This window comes from Lactobacillus sp. XV31L, assembly GCF_059900865.1.
In genome coordinates this window covers 60,071-77,073 of the sequence record NZ_JBWXGC010000002.1, presented here as the reverse complement: position 1 = coordinate 77,073, position 17,003 = coordinate 60,071, and the positions used below count along the sequence as shown (strand labels likewise).

The following is a 17,003-nucleotide window of genomic DNA, read 5'->3' as shown; positions in this document are numbered from 1 at the left end:
GTTTTGATCAAAACAGCATTTGCTTCAAGCATTGGACGAATACGAAAGAGCAATCAAGATTTTGTCCAGGTTTTTAATAATAAAAGTGGTGCAACAATGGCAGTTGTCTGCGATGGCATGGGCGGTCACCAAGGCGGTGACGTCGCTTCGGCGATGGCAGTCAACCACTTGGGACACAGCTTCAGTCTGACTGACATTCATGATTGTACAAGCGCGCGGCAATGGCTCGATGTGCAATTAAGCGCAGAAAATGAAACCATTTTGAAGACAGCTGACCGTTTTCCTGACCTTAACGGGATGGGCACGACAATCGTATTGGCCATTGTTTTTGCAGACGAGGCGCTTATTGCCCATCTAGGTGACTCGCGGGCTTATGGTTACAAGGATGGCAAATTTAACCAATTAGTAGAGGACCATTCGCTAGTGAATGAACTAGTAAAAATGGGTCAAATTACCAAACAGCAGGCGCAGAATCACCCGCAAAAGAATATCATTACGCAGTCATTGGGCGTGTCCAGCACGATCAATCCAGAATACCGCCAAATTGACCTGTCTGATAATGATATTATTTTGCTGTGTACGGATGGCTTGACCAATTCCCTCACTGATCCTCAGATCCAACAAATATTGGCAACAAGGGACTTGACACTTAAGGACCGGTGTCACAAGCTGATTAATGAAGCCAACCGTTTAGGCGGTGGCGATAATATTACTGTTTGCTTGGTATTGAATGAAGGCGGTGAAGACCAGTGATCACCAAAGGATACTTACTCGGTGACCGCTACCGCATAATTGACACCTTGGGTGAAGGCGGAATGTCTAATGTCTATCTGGCTGATGACATCATTTTGCAGCGTAAGGTGGCAGTTAAAATCTTGCGCCTTGACCTGCAAAAGGAGCCGCAAACTCTGGCACGCTTTCAGCGTGAAGCACTGGCTACAAGTGAATTGAGTCACCCCAATATTGTTATGGTCTTGGATGTGGACACGGATCATGGCGTTCCCTATATGGTCATGGAATATGTTGATGGTCCTGATTTAAAGGACTATATCCGGCAGAATGCTCCACTTGACCTGCACACTGTGTTGCGCATTATGGACCAAATTTTGAGTGCAATGACTTTAGCTCATAAGCACAATGTGATTCACCGCGACCTCAAGCCACAGAACATATTGATGGATAAAAAGGGCAATATAAAAATTGCAGATTTTGGCATTGCTGTTGCCTTGAATCAAAATTCAATTACCCAGACTAACTCAGCGGTGGGGTCTGTTCACTACATGTCCCCTGAACAGACCCGGGGAGGACTGGTTACCAAGCAGTCCGATGTTTATTCCTTGGGAATAATTCTTTATGAACTGATAACTGGCTCTGTTCCTTTTAATGGTGATTCTGCCGTTGCAATTGCACTTAAACATGCACAAGAGCCCATTCCTTCAATTAGAAAAAAGGATGCAAAGGTCCCCCAAGCGCTTGAAAACGTGGTTTTAAGGGCTACTGCAAAGAATCCGCGGGACCGCTATAATTCAACCAGTGAGATGCAGGCTGACTTAGACACAAGTCTGGATCCAGCTCGTGCCAGTGAACCCGCTTTTATAGCAGATTCAGGTCTTAACAATGATGAAACAATTATCTTGCCCAATTTTAAGTCTAATCATGAAGCCGAAGACAGTAGTCAGCGTGATGCCGATGACCAGCAAGAAGAAAAGCCACAAAAAAGTAACAAGGTTGCCTTTATGCAAAACTTGCGCAAGTACAAGTGGTGGTGGCTGTTTGTTGGTGTGGCAGCTATTGCTGTAGTTGGCTTAATGTTTTATGTTTTATCTGACCACAATAATGGTGAAGTAAGGATACCAGACGTAACTAACCTGAGCGAACAGAGTGCCCGGGCCAGGCTAGAAAAGATGGGCTTAAAAGTTGGTCGCGTCAAGCATAAAAGTTCTGACAGTATTGATTCGGGCAGGGTGATAGAAACCTCACCACCAGCTGGAGAACAAATAAAACGGGGCCGCTTTGTTGACTTATATATATCCGACGGAGCAGGCATGGTTCAGGTTCCGGACGTAACGGGAGATGACTACCGGACAGCTGTTGAAAAGCTGGAGAAGGTTGGCTTTGATGTCATTCGGGAGAATCAATTTGCGGATGATGTCCCACCTGACCACATTATTTCTCAAAGTATTGCACCTGGTGTAGAAGTCAAACCAACTCAAACGACGATCACGCTGAGCGTGTCAAAAGGGCGCAACGAGCACGTTAAGCACAATCTGGTAAAGTTACCTAACCTTGAAAAATACTCGCTTAAAGAGGCCAAGAAGTATGCACAAAAGCATGGTCTGACTCTTCAGGTAAGTTCGTCATATTCTGACTCGGTGAAGAAGGGCATGATTATTTCAATGAGTCCAGACGCTGGCACCAAAGTACCGCGAGGCAGTACGATTACCGTCAGTGTTTCAGAAGGACCTAAAGAAGAAAACGACTCTACTGCCATTAGAACATTCACTGTTACCCATGAGGGCAGCAATGAGGGGGATGCTGGTGACAGGCAGGGCAACCACGTCCAAATCTATGTTGATGACGACAACCATTCCAAGAATAATGTTTATCGTGACCTTTATATTAAGCGAGACACCAGCTTTTCTATCCCCTTCCAATTAAAGAAGGGCCCTGGCGCTTTACGCGTGGTCCGTGATGGTCAAACGATTTTGAATGAAAGAGTAAATAAATGATTAGGCAAGCAGAAGGAATTGTTGTAGGTCTTATTGCCGGCTTTTATGATGTGCAAACGGACCAAGGAGTTGTGCGAACCAGGGCCCGAGGCGTTTTTCGGAAAAACAACTTGAAGCCCACAGTTGGTGATCGGGTTAAGGTCCAATTGAACGAGCAGGGCACAAATTACCTGGTCGAGGTCCTAAAGCGAACTAATTTGATTGGTCGGCCAGCACTAGCCAATGTAGCCCAGGTATTGCTAGTCATGTCAGCGGTTGAGCCAGACTTTTCACTACAATTGCTAGACCGCTATCTAACCTTCTTTTCTTGGAAGGGAGTAGACGTCAGCATTTACTTGTCCAAGAGTGACTTGGCTGATCAAGACAAATTGGAGGCCATTAAGGCTAACCTTGGCTATTATGCCGAGATTGGCTACCCTACCTTTGATGATTGGGATGAATTGGAAAAGAGACTGCCTCTCACTATTGGGCCTGAGCAGATTTGGACACTAGCCGGCCAGTCGGGAGCGGGCAAGTCAACTTTGATCAACCACCTCAAAAAGGACTTAAAACAAGAAACGGCGGCCATTTCCGCTAGCTTGAACCGGGGCAAGCACACAACTAGAACCGTCCAACTCTTTTCCTTGGGTCAGGGGTTTTTAGCTGACACGCCTGGCTTTTCTGCGATTGACCTGTCACCTATTAAGGTTAATCAACTGTGCAACTACTTTAGCGAATTCAAAAGGGCGAGCAGTCAGTGCAAGTTCCGCACTTGTCAGCACCTGCAAGAACCCAAGTGTGAGGTTAAGCGTCTAGTGGAGGAGGGCAAGATCAAGCAAAGCCGCTATGATGACTACCTTTTGATGCGGGCAGAAATAACGAATAGCAAGTTGCCAGAATACTTAAAGTGAGGAAGACTATGTTAATTGCACCATCAATTTTAAACATTAATAATTTAGACTTGGCAAAGGATATTAAAACAGCAGCTAATGCTGGAATTAAAAGATTTCACATCGACATTATGGACGGGCACTTTGTCCCCAACTTGTCTTTTGGACCTCAGCTAGTTAATGACTTCAAGCAAGAATTTCCCAAACTGGATGCAGAAGTTCACCTGATGAGCAATCAACCAGATATCTTGGTACCCGCCTTTGTAAAGGCCGGAGCAGACATTATGCTTCTGCATTATGAAGCAATGTCTGCAAGTGAATTGAATAAGTGGCTGGACTACTTAAAAGAACACGGTGTTAAGGCTGGTTTAGTACTTAATCCTGATACGCCAGTGTCTGTCCTGTCTAAGTATGCGGACAAGCTGGACCAGGTATTGCTAATGATGGTATATCCTGGCTTTGGCGGGCAAAAGTATATTCCTGAATCTGATGCCAGAATTAATCAAGCTAAAGACTTACTAGCAGGAAAGGTTCCGATTGAAGTCGATGGCGGCATTAACGCCCAAACTGCCAAGCAAGCCAGAGATGCTGGGGCCAGCATCTTTGTAGCAGGCTCTTATCTTTTTTGCCAAGACAGCGTGCAAGCGCAAGTTGAAGAATTAAAGGAGATTTTGCAATGAGGGCACTAGCATTGCTGGGCGGCCCCCAAGGCCAGTGGCCTGAAGAAATGAAGAAAACTTTGGCAACTTGGCAAGCGGCAGGAAACTTGCTAATCGGCGTAGACCGGGGAAGTCTCCTCCTTGATGAATTGGGCTTGGTACCAGACATAGCCGTAGGCGACTTTGACTCCTTGCAGGCAAGCGAATTAGATCGAATTGAACAAGAAGTGGCTGACATTCGTTATTCAGTTCCGGAAAAAGATTATACGGACACAGAACTAGCAGTGAAGTATGCTTTTTTGGACTACCAAGTTGATGAATTGACCATGCTAGGAGCAACAGGCGGCCGCCTCGACCACTTCTTAACCAATCTTTTGATGGTGAACAAGCCTGAATTTAATGCATATGCAGAAAGGATAAAGCTGATCGACCGCCAGAATTGGGTTAGTTTTTATAATCCAGGCCAGCATTCAGTTAAACGGCAGATAGGCTGCACATACTTTGGCGTTGCGCCGCTAACTGCTGTTAGCGATTTAAATATTAACCAGGCCAAGTACAACTTGGCGCATTACCAAGGCACGTTTGCCTTATCTTTAAGTTCTAATGAATTTTTGCCCGGACAAGACACATTTGAATTGTCATTTGCCAAGGGCGTTGTGGCGGTTATTCAATCTAAAGATATCGATCGCTACCAAAATATTTAAATTTTAATCTTAGTGAAAAGCAAGTTAGCTAGTATATTTTTTTCACTAAGATTTTTTTGTTAATATAATGACCAACTGTTTGTATTGGTGAAAGAAAAAAGTAAGGGCAATAGAATCCGATGGCAAACAAAAAAACCAGCGACCTAAATCGCTGGCTTCTTATCGTTATTATGCGCGGGTAACTTTACCAGACTTCAAAGTCTTGGTTGAAACCCATACACGCTTTGGTTTACCATCAACAAGAATACGAACTTTTTGAAGGTTTGGCTTCCAGGTCCGACGTGATGAATTCAGTGAGTGCGAACGAGAGTTACCAAAAGTGGTCTTTTTACCAGTGATATAATCTTTTGCCATTTGCTAAACCTCCTTTATTTGTGTTTTCATACTCAGTTACGATAGCATATCTTTTTCGGCAATGCAACCACAAAAGTATTTTTGAAGGGGAATATTGTATTTATACTTGCTTACTATGATAAAATAGATTCATAATATTGAGAACATGATACGGAGGACAAACATGGCTGTTAAAATCAAAACTAAAGATGGTTTGATTGATATTTCAAACGGTGTTGTTGCAATTGTCGTTGGTTGTGCAGCTACATCAAATTACGGTGTTGTTGGAATGGCATCTAAAAATGCCATTCGTGATGGCTTTGACGGCATCTTGAACCGGGCCAATTATAAGCGCGGCGTTGTCGTTAAGTCAGAAGATAATGAAATCACGGTTGATGTTTACATCATTGTCGGCTATGGTTTAAAGATATCTGAAGTAAGCCGCAACGTTCAAGAGAGCGTTAAGTTTAACTTGAAGAACCAGCTTGGAATAGATACAAAAGCTGTTAATGTCATCGTTCAAAGTGTTAAAGTGCTTGACGAATAACTCAAGCGGAGGTTAATAATTTTGGTTTTAAAGGAAATAGATAGTAAAAAATTTAGGGATATGGTTCGCGTAGCCGCGCACCGACTGGGCCGTAACGCCGAATTTATCAACTCTTTGAACGTTTTCCCCGTTCCTGATGGCGATACTGGGACTAACATGAACTTGACCATTGAAAGTGGGGTTAAGGCAGTTGCTGAAAATACCAGTTCAAACGTTGGCGATCTGACCAAGAGTTTTGCTAAAGGAATGCTGATGGGTGCCCGCGGCAACAGTGGAGTTATTTCTTCACAGTTGTTTAGAGGTGTCTATAAGGCCACAGTGGACATGGAGACGCTCAACGCCCAAGAACTGGCTAATGCCTTCTCAAATGGGGTTGCAACGGCCTACAAGGCTGTAATGAAGCCTGTAGAGGGGACGATCTTGACAGTAGCTCGCTTAGCTGCCCAGGCGGGTGCCAATAAGGCAAGCGAAACTGATGATGTCGAAGAGGTAATGAAGGCAATCGTTGAAGGCGCCAAGGCGGCTTTGAAGACAACGCCTGACCTCTTGCCCGTGTTAAAGCAGGTTGGCGTGGTTGATTCTGGTGGACAGGGCCTGCTCTTTATCTATGAAGGCTTTTTGGAAGGCTTGCTCGGCGAAAATTTTGCTGACCAATACCAACCAGATGAGGGTGAAATGGATGAGATGATCAATGCGATGCACCACCAATCTGTTCAGTCTCAACTGGCTACTCAGGACATTGCCAACGGATATTGCACGGAAATCATGGTTGATTTGACTGCTGATGTTCCCAATAAAAAGCCGTTTGACCTGGAAGAATTTCGGGCATACTTGTCCAAGTTGGGAGACTCGCTCCTAGCTGTTTCTGATGACGAAATTGCCAAGGTTCACGTGCACACAGAGTATCCTGGCAAAATCTTTGCATATGGCAGCCAATTTGGCCAGCTGGGCAAGATTAAGATTGACAACATGCGTATTCAGCATGAAACGATTGTTAATAATAGTGCCCAAGACCAGGAAAGTGTTGACTTTGCTGTGATCGCTGTTGCTTCCGGCAACGGTATCCGCACCCTGTTTGAAAGCGAGGGGGTCAACCGCATTATTTCCGGCGGCCAAACAATGAATCCTTCTACTCAAGATATTATTGATGCAATCAAGAAGTCTGGTGCCAAGAAGGCCATTGTCTTGCCTAATAATGGCAACATTATCATGGCCGCTAAGCAAGCAGCTGAAGTTAGTGACATCCCAGTCGGGATTGTTCCTAGCAAGACTATTTCTCAGGGACTGACCGCAATGTTGTCCTTTGATCCTGACAATTCACTGGATGAAAACGTGGACAATATGTCAGAGGCGCTTGAAGAAGTGGTTTCTGGCGAGGTTACCCAAGCAAACCGAGATACATCGATCAATGGAATCGAAATTCACCAAAATGACTATCTCGGAATTGTTGATGGCGACATCAAGTTGACGGGTCCCGATGCTGTTAGTGCAACGGTAGACATGATTGAAAAAATGCTGGATGAAGATTCAGAGATCATTACTATTATGTTTGGCCGTGATTCTGACAAACGGGAAGCCCAAAAAGTTGTTGCTGCTTTAGAAGAAAAGCATGACGACCTTGAATTTGAAGTTCACGATGGTGGTCAGCCAGTGTACAACTTCTTGGTTTCCGTTGAATAAAAATGGATGCGAGCAAGGTATTTGCCCCGGTAACTGACTTAAAGGGCGTAGGTACAAAAACTGCAGCTGCCCTTGGGCATTTAGGTATTTATAGCATTTATGACTTGTTATTCTACTTCCCCTTCCGCTACGACGAGCTTCAAACGATTCCCCTTGACCAGATCATGGATGGTCAAAAGGTGATGTTAAAGGGTGTAGTTGCTACAGAAGCATTTGTCAGTCGTTTCGGCTATAAAAAAAGCAGGCTCAGTTTTAAATTGCGAATTGACCATGATGTTGTCATGGTCAATTTTTTTAACCAGCCCTGGCTCAAGGACAAGGTTGAGATTGGCGGCGAAGTTGCAGTTTACGGCAAATTCAACGTGGCTAGGCAGTCCTTATCTGCCTTCAAGTTCGTAGCTGCTAAAGAAAATGACAGTGGCATGGCGCCAATTTATTCAGTTAACCGGCACCTGCGCCAAAAGAAACTGGTTGAATTGATTGATCTGGCCATAGCAGAATTTTTGCCAGAAGTTGAAGACATTGTTCCAATGGAGGTGCGTCAGAAGTACCGGCTCATGCCGGAGCAAGAAATCGTCAAGTTGATGCACCATCCCAAAAATGGTCGAGAAGCTGAATTGGCAAAAAGGAGCGCCATTTTCCGTGAATTTTTTATTTTTCAAACGGAACTGGCCCGGCTGGGTACTAGCAATTCTAAGAACAAGGGCTTTGCTAAACAATACAACCTAAAAGAAGTGGGTAAGTTGACCACGTCCTTGCCTTTTGAGCTTTCGGTCGACCAAAAGCAAGTGATCAATGAAATTTTTGCTGACCTGCATTCTAACCACCAAATGCAGCGCCTTCTTCAAGGAGACGTTGGATCAGGCAAGACGATTGTGGCGGTTTACGCTATTTTTGCTGCAATTACTGCTGGCTTTCAAGCGGCTTTAATGGTTCCAACTGAGATTTTGACTACGCAGCACTTTAAAAAGATCGATGACCTGCTCAGACCGCTGGGCGTGCGAATTGCCCTCTTAACAGGCACAAGCAAAACATTGGAGCGTCGTGAAATATACCAGGAATTGACTGATGGAACGATCAATGCGGTAATTGGGACCCACGCCCTCATCCAAGATAAGGTGGTTTTTCATAAACTAGGCTTGGTAATCATTGATGAACAGCACCGTTTTGGCGTCGGGCAGCGGCAGGCATTGGTCAACAAGGGCAATGCACCAGACGTTTTGGCGATGACTGCGACACCGATTCCGCGCACGCTGGCGTTGACTGTTTATGGCGACATGAGCATTTCTGAAATTCGCCACCTGCCAGCTGGACGCAAGCAGATCATTTCTGCCTGGAAGACCAGCAGTCAAATGGATGAAGTTTATGCTTTGATAAAAGCCCAGCTCAATCAAGGCTTTCAAGTATATGCCGTCACGCCTTTGATTACAGAATCAGAGGCGCTGGATTTGAAAAATGCCGAGGAACTTTTTAAGAAGCTGAGTCATGACTTTCCTGACCAAGAAGTAGCACTGCTTCATGGGCAAATGCCAGGTGCCAAAAAAGAGGAGATCATGACAGCTTTTGCAGACGGGCAGATTAATATCTTGGTAGCAACCAGTGTGATTGAGGTTGGCGTTGATGTAGCCAATGCCAACATGATGGTCATTTATAATGCTGATCGCTTTGGCATAAGCCAGCTGCACCAGCTGCGCGGTCGGATTGGCAGGGGCAAGACACAGAGTTATTGTGTTTTCCTGGCTGATCCCAAGACCGAGGCTGGCAAAAAAAGGATGCAGGCAGTGGCCGCAACGACAAACGGCTTCAAATTGGCCGAAGAGGACATGAAAATGCGTGGCGAAGGCGACCTCTTTGGCAGGGCCCAGTCGGGTCTACCTGAGTTTCAAGTGGGCAATGTCGTCAATAATTATGAAACGATGGTAGTTGCCCAGAAGGTAGCCCGCGCTTTAGTCAAAGAAGATCCAGAAATACAAAATCCATTACATAAAAATTTAAAACAAGTGATAGAATATAAACAATTACAGCAAGAACGAACCTAGGAAAGATTGTGGGAAGAAATGAGAACAATTGCAGTTGATGCGATGGGTGGCGAACATGCCCCAGAAGCGATCGTTCAAGCCGTTTTACAAGCAAAGGCTGAACTAAATGAAACTAAATTCATTCTTTTTGGTGACCAAAAGCGATTAGATGAGTTAGTAGGCAGTGATAATGAGCGGGTAGAAGTTGTCGGAACTTCTGAGGTCATTAGCGACGATGACGAACCAGTAAAGGCGATTCGGTCTAAGAAGGATTCATCGCTTGTTGCTGCAGCCAGATACGTCAAGCAGGGTCAAGCCGATGCGCTGCTCTCGCTGGGCAATACGGGTGCGATTTTGGCAAGTGGCATTTTCATTATTGGGCGGATTAAGGGAATTGAACGCCCAGGCTTGATGCCTACCTTACCAGTCAAAAGTTCTGACGATGGCTTCAACATGATTGATGTTGGTGCCAATGCTAAGAGCAAGCCAGAATACCTGCTGAATTGGGCCAAGATGGCCTCCTACTATGCTGAACGAGTGCGCGGTGTTAAGAATCCGCGAGTTGCCTTGCTCAATAATGGGGCCGAAAGCGACAAGGGCGACGACCTGCACCAGCAGGCATACCAGTTGCTTTTGAGCAGCAAGTTGAACTTCATTGGCAATATTGAGGGCAATGAATTGCTGGAAGGCAAGGCTGATGTGGTAGTGACAGACGGTTTCACCGGGAATGCAGTCTTGAAAAATATCGAAGGCACAGCCAGTGTCTTGATTCATTTGCTCAAGGATAGTTTGTTAAATAATGGGCTTTTTGTTAAAATTGGTGCTTTACTAAGCAAGAAGGCACTGAAGGGTTTGATGTCAAAGTTTGACGTCGAAAAGTATGGCGGAGCTGTGCTGCTTGGACTTGATGCCCCCGTAGTTAAGACACACGGACGCTCTGACCAGCGCGCAATTTACTATACAATCAAGCAGGTTGATAAAATTTTGCAAGAGAAGATCATTGATGAGTTCAGAGCAGAATTTGGTCAGACTAAGTAATTTGGTGTATACCTTTAATAAGGAGAAAAATAATGACTAAGGAAGAAATTTTTACCAAAATTCAGACGATCCTGGCGGATAATTTTGAAGTTGATAAGGAAAAGATCACTAAGGAGACCAACTTCACCAATGATTTGGACGCTGATTCCATTGATCTGGTTGAGTTTATTCTGCAGCTAGAGGATGAATTTGGCGCCGAGATTGCTGATGAAGACGCCGAAAAGATCAAGACGGTGGGTGATGCTGTAGACTATATTGCAGACCACCAAAAATAATTTCTAAATATTCGGTTTGTAATTTGCATCTGACCGATTTGATGTTTATAATTAGAAATTAAATAAATTTATTAAATATCTTTAATAAATTGCTACAAGATTTGAGAGGGGAAATGACCTTTGGAAAGACAAAGTGATCTCTTGCTAGATATCCAGCATTTGCACACTGCATACCGCTTGCAAGGAAAATTTTATGATGCTGCGGACGATATCAACATCACGCTGAAGCGTGACGAGATTTTGTCAGTTGTGGGTGAATCTGGTTGTGGTAAGAGTACAATTGCTGCAAGTATTATTGGGTTGTATGACCACAAGAATACGAAAGTTACAGGCGATATTCTGTATAATGAGTTGAACCTAGTAGGCTTGAATGAAACCCTGTTTGATAAAATCCGTGGGAATAAGATTGGAATGATTTTCCAGGATCCCCTTGCCAGCCTCAACCCGTTAATGCGGGTTGGTGACCAAGTGGCCGAGACGCTCTACTACCATACGGATATGAACGAGAAGCAACGCCATGAACGCGTGATCGAGTTGTTCAACCAGGTAGGGATGCCTAAACCTGAAGAAACTTATGCAATGTACCCCTTTGAGCTTTCTGGTGGATTGCGGCAACGGATCGTGATTGCGATGGCGATTGCCTGCAAGCCTGAGGTTATTATTGCTGATGAGCCGACTACTGCTTTGGATGTGACGATTCAGGCCCAGATTTTGGACCTGCTGGAAGACATTCAACGCCAGTCCCACTCTGGCATTATCTTGATTACCCACGACTTGGGTGTTGTTGCTGAAACGGCTGACCAAGTTGCGGTTATGTATGCGGGCCAAATAGTAGAAAAGGCTGATGTCAAAACTATTTTTGAACATCCGCTGCACCCATATACCCGTTCATTGCTCAATTCGATGCCGCAAACCGAAGATGAAGAAGATGACCTGCACGTAATTCAGGGGACAGTTCCGTCCTTGCAGAATATGCCTCGTGAAGGTGATCGCTTTGCAGCACGAATCCCATGGATTCCTGCTAGTGCGCACGAAGAGAACCCAACCATGCACGAAGTTGACCCAGGCCACTGGGTAAGATGTACCTGCTGGAAGACGTTCCACTTCCAGAATGAAGCGAGTGGGGAGTAGTTTTATGGCTAAAGAAATTGTTCAAGTAAAAAATTTGAAAGTTCACTACCCAATCAGATCAGGGTTTTGGAACCGGATTACCGATTATGTACGCGCTGTTGACGGTGTCAGCATCACTATTAATGAAGGCGAAACGTACGGCTTGATTGGTGAATCTGGTTCAGGCAAGTCAACGACTGGTAAAGCAATTGTTGGGGTTGAGCCGGTTACTAGCGGCGAGATCATCTACAAGGGTGTTGATATTACAAGGTCAGCAAACCGCCGCAAGCTTAACTACAACAAGGATGTCCAGATGATCTTTCAGGATTCAATGTCAAGCTTGAATCCGCGAAAGAGAATTGAAGACATCATTGCCGAACCAATCCGCAACTTTGAAAACATGACTACCGACCAGGAACGTGAACGCGTTCAAGAACTTTTAGACATCGTTGGGATGCCTAGCGATTCAATTTATAAGTTTCCCCATGAGTTTTCTGGTGGTCAGCGGCAGAGAATTGGGGTTGCCCGTGCGGTGGCCACTAACCCGCGCTTGATCGTGGCTGATGAGCCTACCAGTGCCCTTGACCTGTCTGTTCAGGCCCAGGTGCTGAACTTCATGAAGCACATCCAGCAGCAATATGACATTGCCTACTTGTTTATTTCCCATGACTTGGGCGTGGTTAAGCACATGTCCGAGAACCTGGCAATTATGCACCGTGGCCGCCTAGTTGAAATCGGCAGCCGGGAAGACATCTACAAGCATCCAATGCATATCTACACTAAACGTCTTCTTTCTGCTATTCCAATGGTTGACGTTGAAAATAGGGAAGAGCACAAGAAGCACCGTGAAGAAGTTGAACAAGAATTTCAAAACGACCAGAGCAAGTGGTATGACAAAGATGGTCGCGTCTTCCCCTTGCAGCAAGTTTCTGGCAAGCATTGGGTAGCCCTTCCGGCAGATGAAGTGCGACAAGAAACGTTAAATGAAAAGGGGAGCGACTAATAATGTGGAAAACAGTCTTAAGACGTATATTAATCATGATCCCACAGTTGGTCATTTTGAGTATCTTGGTCTTCTTCTTGGCTAAAATGATGCCAGGTGACCCATTTAGTGGGCAAATCAATCCAAACACTGATCCTAAGCAGTTAGAGGCTTTGAAGCGGGCCGCGGGTCTTTATGATCCAGCTCCAGTTCAATATGCTCGCTGGTTGGGCAACTTGTTTAAGGGTGATTTGGGGACTAGTTATATCCAACACGTTCCAGTAACTTCGCTAATTGCGGACCGGGCGGTCAACACCTTCTGGTTATCGCTTGTGACCACAATCTTTTCCTATTCATTGGCAATTCCGCTGGGAGTGACTGCTGGTCGTCACCAAGACGAGTGGCAAGACCAGGCAGTGCAGATTTTTAACTATGTTACCTTTGCGGTGCCAGCGTTTGTCTTTTACATTTTAGGGATTTGGCTCTTTGGTTTTACTCTAGGCTGGTTCCCAATTTCTGGGTCGGTCTCACCTAATGCTTCAGGCTTTTGGGGAACGATTGGCAGTCAGTTGTATCACATCTTGCTGCCGGCAGCTTTAAGCGCCTTGGTAACCACTACTAGCATTGTGCAATACTTGCGGACAGGAATTGTCGACAACAAGGTCGAGGACTATGTCCGGACAGCTCACAGTAAGGGCGTACCGGAAAACGTGGTCTTCAGAAAGCATATCTTGCGCAACTCATTGTTACCAATTGCTTCTTCATTCGGTACAGTTATTACTGGTCTTTTGAGCGGTTCGATGATTATTGAGTCGGTCTTCAGTTACCCAGGCATGGGCAAGCTCTTCCTTGATTCGATTAGTCAACGTGACTATACGACCTTGACGGCTTTGATTCTAATCTTTGGTATCTTGACCTTGCTGGGCAACTTGCTATCGGATATCATTATGAGTATCATTGACCCACGGATCCGGATTAAATAAGGGAGGAGAAAAGAAATGTCTGAAAAGAAAGAAAACACTTCGAAAACAGAAGCTAAAAAGCGCAAAATCTCTTCTCCAACTTCGGGGTTCAGGGTTGTTGTCCATGAAATTGTCAAAGATAAAGTTGCTTTGACCGCATTCATAGTTATTGTATTAGCTTTGTTGTTCACCTTTGGTGGTTCTCTGTTCTTGAACGCAGATAAGGTATCAGAAACTAACATTCTTGACGCTTACAGTGGTTGGGCTACTAATGGGCACCTGTTTGGTACTGATGATGGTGGCCGTGACATCCTTAGTCTTTTGATGATGGGTGGTCGAAATTCAATCTTGATTGGACTTGGTGTTACTGCTGTCTGTGAAACGGTTGGCTTGATTGTCGGGCTTGTGTCAGGATACTATGGTGGCTGGATTGATGCCGTTATCATGAGAATTGTTGACTTTGTTCAGGTCTTGCCAGCTATGCCAATTGAAATTGTATTGGTTACAGTTGTTCCTAAATTTAGTCCGATAACTTTGGTTTGGATTATCTCCCTCTTTGGCTGGACATCAACAGCGCGCTTATTCAGGGCCTTTGTCCTGTCCCAACGTGGTCGAGACTATGTTCTGGCATCTAAGACTTCTGGTTCATCGGACTTGAAGATTATGTTCCGAGAGGTTTTGCCCAACATTACTTCGATGCTGATTATTGACTTGGTCTTGACTATAGCCGGCAATATCGGTATTGAGACAACCTTGTCCTTCATCGGTTATGGTTTGCCGCCAACAGTTCCATCACTGGGTAACCTGATTGGCTTTGCCAACGACCCTGTTAACGTTGTTAGTCGGCCATGGCTATGGTTGCCAGCTACAATTTTGCTGCTGGCAATCTCACTCAGCATTAACTATGTTGGTCGAGCACTGCAACGTGCCGGTGATGCAAGACAACGTGAGAACTAGTAAGGTTTATTGATTAATGAAGTGCTACTAATAGTTAGACATTGAGCTAGCTGCTAGTAGCACTTTTTTGGTGCTTTGATCTAAAAATGATAATCAAGATTCCTGAATAACAGTAGTTTATAGGCGTTTAGCAGTTGAACTATTAATTATCTATGCTAATATTTAATTGTTAACTTGTTTTAAAAACTTTTTCTATTCCAACAATAAGAAGGAGTTATGTATAAATGAAAAAAACAAAATTACTGGGTTCATTAGGAATTGTGAGTGCAGCTGCGCTTGCACTGGTTGCCTGTGGTAAGAGTGGCGATAATAATGCCAATGATGCCAAAACGGCTAGCAAGTTTCCTAGTGAAATGCCTAAGAAGGATATTAAACCAGGTGGCACGCTTAAGGTAGCACTTGAGACTGAATCACCATTTACAGGGATCTTCTCAGATGAACTGGCTTCGACTGCCTTTGATGCTGACGTAGCCTCTCCTGGTGAAGAATCTTTGTTTGATACTGATGATAACTACCGGATCAATGACAAGGGTCCAGCCACATTGAAGCTTGATCGTGAGAACAATACTGTCACTATCACAATGAAAAAGGGTGTTAAGTGGTCAGATGGCAAGCAGGTAACAGCCAAGGATATGGAATATTCATACGAGATTATGGCCAACAAGGCAACCAAGTCTCAGCGGTATGACTCCAAGTTTGAACTCATCAAGGGTATGAAAGACTACCACGAGGGTAAGGCTGATACAATTTCTGGTATCGAGATGCCAGATGGTGAGTCTGGCCGGACCATGGTCCTGCACTATACGGAATTAAAGCCAGGCATGTACAACTCTGGTAATGGTTATTTCTGGGAAGGTGCTGCACCTTACCACTACCTTAAGGATGTTCCATTTAACAAGCTGGAATCCTCTGACAAGATTAGAAAGAGACCTCTTTACTTTGGTCCATTTAAGCTTTCTAAGCTGGTTCGGGGACAATCTGCTACGTGGACGCCCAACAAGTACTATTGGCGAGGTCAACCTAAGCTAGATAAGATTATCTACCAGGTTGTTTCGCAGAACTCAGCTTCTCAATCCATCAAGAGTCACAAGTTTGACGTCGCAGATGTTGTCAATTCTCAATGGACTGAAGTTAAGAATACCAAGGACGTTAAGTTTGTTGCACAAATTCCGCTACAATACAGCTACATGGGCTTTAAAGTTGGTAAGTGGGATCCTAAGACCGGCAAGAACGTGATGGATCCAAAGTCTAAGATGAACAATAAGGCGTTGCGCCAGGCTATTGGCTATGCAATGAACGTTTCTGATGTTAACCAACACTACACCCATGGTTTGTCATTCCAAGTGCCAACTCTTATTCCAGCTCAATTTGGTGACTACTTCGACAAGGATACTAAGGGCTTCAGCTACAACTTGAAGAAGGCCAACCAGATTTTGGACAAGGCCGGCTACAAAAAGAAGGGCAAGTGGCGCGTACAACCTAATGGCAAGCCACTGAAGATTAAGTTTATGGCAAGTTCTGGTGATTCTACCAAAGAACCAATCATGCAAAATTACCTGCAACAGTGGCATAAGATCGGCTTGGACGTTAGTCTCACCGGTGGTCGCTTGACTGAATTTAATTCCTTCTATGACAAGCTGCGAAACGATGCACCAGGCGTAGACATGTTTATGGCTGCAATCAGTCTAGCTAGTGAGCCATCACCAGCAACCTTGTATGCCCCAAATGCTTCATGGAACTATTCACGGTTTGCAACGCCAGAGAATACTAAGTTAATCAAAGAGCTTAACTCTCAAAAAGCCTTTAACCACAAGTACCGCGTACAGAAATTCCACGAATGGCAACAATATATGTTTGATCAAGCATATGTCATCCCAGTTAATAATTCATACAAGGTTGTGGCAGTCAACGATAAGGTAACCGGCTACTCAATGAAGCCATCTCAAAATAACAATGGGCACCAATTATGGTATCAAGTTGGTTATGCTAAATAATAACTAAGAATAGTATTTGTTTTAATCCCAAGCAAAAGCTTGGGATTTTTTTATGAGCAGTTATTTAATTTTGGAAATTTAAATTAAATCAATAATAATCATTGCAATCAAAAATTAATGTGTTACTATTTAATTGTTAACTTGTT

16 protein-coding genes are annotated in these 17,003 nt (G+C 44.4%); 15 read left to right on the top strand and 1 reads right to left on the bottom strand.

Going from position 1 to position 17,003, the window contains the following annotated elements; genetic code table 11:
- Positions 1–3 precede the first annotated feature (3 nt).
- The 5 genes from AC2JF7_RS01930 to AC2JF7_RS01910 are packed head-to-tail and all read left to right on the top strand — an operon-like array spanning position 4 to position 4,961.
- Positions 4–753, top strand: a complete 750-nt coding sequence (locus AC2JF7_RS01930; RefSeq protein WP_500726536.1) for a Stp1/IreP family PP2C-type Ser/Thr phosphatase — start codon at positions 4–6, stop codon at positions 751–753.
- Positions 750–2,729: a Stk1 family PASTA domain-containing Ser/Thr kinase gene (gene pknB / locus AC2JF7_RS01925; protein WP_500726534.1), complete on the top strand. Its 1,980-nt coding sequence runs from the start codon at positions 750–752 to the stop codon at positions 2,727–2,729. Before AC2JF7_RS01930 ends, pknB begins: the two co-directional genes overlap by 4 nt.
- Positions 2,726–3,619 (top strand): ribosome small subunit-dependent GTPase A, encoded by an 894-nt coding sequence (gene rsgA, locus AC2JF7_RS01920; RefSeq protein WP_500726532.1) that lies wholly within the window; start codon positions 2,726–2,728, stop codon positions 3,617–3,619. The genes pknB and rsgA overlap by 4 nt, the downstream gene beginning before the upstream one ends.
- Positions 3,620–3,627: 8 nt before the next feature.
- The gene (rpe, locus tag AC2JF7_RS01915) at positions 3,628–4,278 is read left to right on the top strand and encodes a ribulose-phosphate 3-epimerase (protein WP_500726529.1); all 651 of its coding nucleotides are present in this window, start codon (positions 3,628–3,630) and stop codon (positions 4,276–4,278) included.
- Positions 4,275–4,961 carry a thiamine diphosphokinase gene (locus AC2JF7_RS01910; protein ID WP_500726527.1) on the top strand — a complete coding sequence of 229 codons (687 nt, stop codon included), beginning with the start codon at positions 4,275–4,277 and terminating at the stop codon, positions 4,959–4,961. The genes rpe and AC2JF7_RS01910 overlap by 4 nt, the downstream gene beginning before the upstream one ends.
- 168 nt (positions 4,962–5,129) lie before the next feature.
- Here the strand turns inward: AC2JF7_RS01910 and rpmB are convergent, their stop codons facing one another.
- Entirely contained in the window at positions 5,130–5,315 is a 186-nt protein-coding gene (gene rpmB / locus AC2JF7_RS01905; RefSeq protein ID WP_500726524.1) for a 50S ribosomal protein L28, read from the bottom strand.
- Between the two features lie 163 nt (positions 5,316–5,478).
- On the opposite strand from rpmB, the gene AC2JF7_RS01900 reads away from it, so the two are divergent.
- From AC2JF7_RS01900 to AC2JF7_RS01855, 10 genes are all read left to right on the top strand, one after another.
- Complete coding sequence (locus AC2JF7_RS01900; RefSeq protein ID WP_500726522.1) at positions 5,479–5,841, top strand: Asp23/Gls24 family envelope stress response protein; 363 nt, start codon at positions 5,479–5,481, stop codon at positions 5,839–5,841.
- Positions 5,842–5,862: 21 nt separating this feature from the next.
- A complete protein-coding gene (locus AC2JF7_RS01895; protein WP_500726520.1) occupies positions 5,863–7,521 on the top strand; it encodes a DAK2 domain-containing protein in 1,659 nt (552 codons plus the stop codon).
- A gap of 2 nt (positions 7,522–7,523) precedes the next feature.
- Positions 7,524–9,560 (top strand): ATP-dependent DNA helicase RecG, encoded by a 2,037-nt coding sequence (gene recG, locus AC2JF7_RS01890; protein ID WP_500726518.1) that lies wholly within the window; start codon positions 7,524–7,526, stop codon positions 9,558–9,560.
- Positions 9,561–9,578: 18 nt separating this feature from the next.
- Positions 9,579–10,577, top strand: a complete 999-nt coding sequence (plsX, locus tag AC2JF7_RS01885) for a phosphate acyltransferase PlsX (protein WP_500726516.1) — start codon at positions 9,579–9,581, stop codon at positions 10,575–10,577.
- 32 nt (positions 10,578–10,609) lie between these two features.
- Positions 10,610–10,852: an acyl carrier protein gene (acpP, locus tag AC2JF7_RS01880; RefSeq protein ID WP_500726514.1), complete on the top strand. Its 243-nt coding sequence runs from the start codon at positions 10,610–10,612 to the stop codon at positions 10,850–10,852.
- Positions 10,853–10,972: 120 nt separating this feature from the next.
- Entirely contained in the window at positions 10,973–11,983 is a 1,011-nt protein-coding gene (locus AC2JF7_RS01875; RefSeq protein ID WP_500726512.1) for an ABC transporter ATP-binding protein, read from the top strand.
- 4 nt (positions 11,984–11,987) lie between these two features.
- On the top strand, positions 11,988–12,965 hold the full coding sequence (locus AC2JF7_RS01870; protein WP_500726510.1) for an ATP-binding cassette domain-containing protein: 978 nt from the start codon (positions 11,988–11,990) through the stop codon (positions 12,963–12,965).
- Between the two features lie 2 nt (positions 12,966–12,967).
- Positions 12,968–13,927 (top strand): oligopeptide ABC transporter permease, encoded by a 960-nt coding sequence (gene opp4B, locus AC2JF7_RS01865; protein ID WP_500726508.1) that lies wholly within the window; start codon positions 12,968–12,970, stop codon positions 13,925–13,927.
- Between the two features lie 15 nt (positions 13,928–13,942).
- Positions 13,943–14,863, top strand: coding sequence for an ABC transporter permease (locus AC2JF7_RS01860; protein WP_500726506.1), 921 nt, complete (start codon positions 13,943–13,945; stop codon positions 14,861–14,863).
- Positions 14,864–15,087: 224 nt separating this feature from the next.
- On the top strand, positions 15,088–16,857 hold the full coding sequence (locus AC2JF7_RS01855) for an oligopeptide ABC transporter substrate-binding protein (RefSeq protein ID WP_500726504.1): 1,770 nt from the start codon (positions 15,088–15,090) through the stop codon (positions 16,855–16,857).
- The last annotated feature ends 146 nt before the right edge of the window (positions 16,858–17,003 follow it).

Excerpts from the sequence above, each read along its gene's own strand:
- rsgA (WP_500726532.1), top strand. The coding sequence starts at position 2,726 with ATGATTAGGCAAGCAGAAGGAATTGTTGTAGGTCTTATTGCCGGCTTT.
- rpe (WP_500726529.1), top strand. The coding sequence starts at position 3,628 with ATGTTAATTGCACCATCAATTTTAAACATTAATAATTTAGACTTGGCA.
- AC2JF7_RS01910 (WP_500726527.1), top strand. The coding sequence starts at position 4,275 with ATGAGGGCACTAGCATTGCTGGGCGGCCCCCAAGGCCAGTGGCCTGAA.
- rpmB (WP_500726524.1), bottom strand. The coding sequence starts at position 5,315 with ATGGCAAAAGATTATATCACTGGTAAAAAGACCACTTTTGGTAACTCT.
- AC2JF7_RS01900 (WP_500726522.1), top strand. The coding sequence starts at position 5,479 with ATGGCTGTTAAAATCAAAACTAAAGATGGTTTGATTGATATTTCAAAC.
- recG (WP_500726518.1), top strand. The coding sequence starts at position 7,524 with ATGGATGCGAGCAAGGTATTTGCCCCGGTAACTGACTTAAAGGGCGTA.
- plsX (WP_500726516.1), top strand. The coding sequence starts at position 9,579 with ATGAGAACAATTGCAGTTGATGCGATGGGTGGCGAACATGCCCCAGAA.
- acpP (WP_500726514.1), top strand. The coding sequence starts at position 10,610 with ATGACTAAGGAAGAAATTTTTACCAAAATTCAGACGATCCTGGCGGAT.
- AC2JF7_RS01870 (WP_500726510.1), top strand. The coding sequence starts at position 11,988 with ATGGCTAAAGAAATTGTTCAAGTAAAAAATTTGAAAGTTCACTACCCA.
- opp4B (WP_500726508.1), top strand. The coding sequence starts at position 12,968 with ATGTGGAAAACAGTCTTAAGACGTATATTAATCATGATCCCACAGTTG.
- AC2JF7_RS01860 (WP_500726506.1), top strand. The coding sequence starts at position 13,943 with ATGTCTGAAAAGAAAGAAAACACTTCGAAAACAGAAGCTAAAAAGCGC.
- AC2JF7_RS01855 (WP_500726504.1), top strand. The coding sequence starts at position 15,088 with ATGAAAAAAACAAAATTACTGGGTTCATTAGGAATTGTGAGTGCAGCT.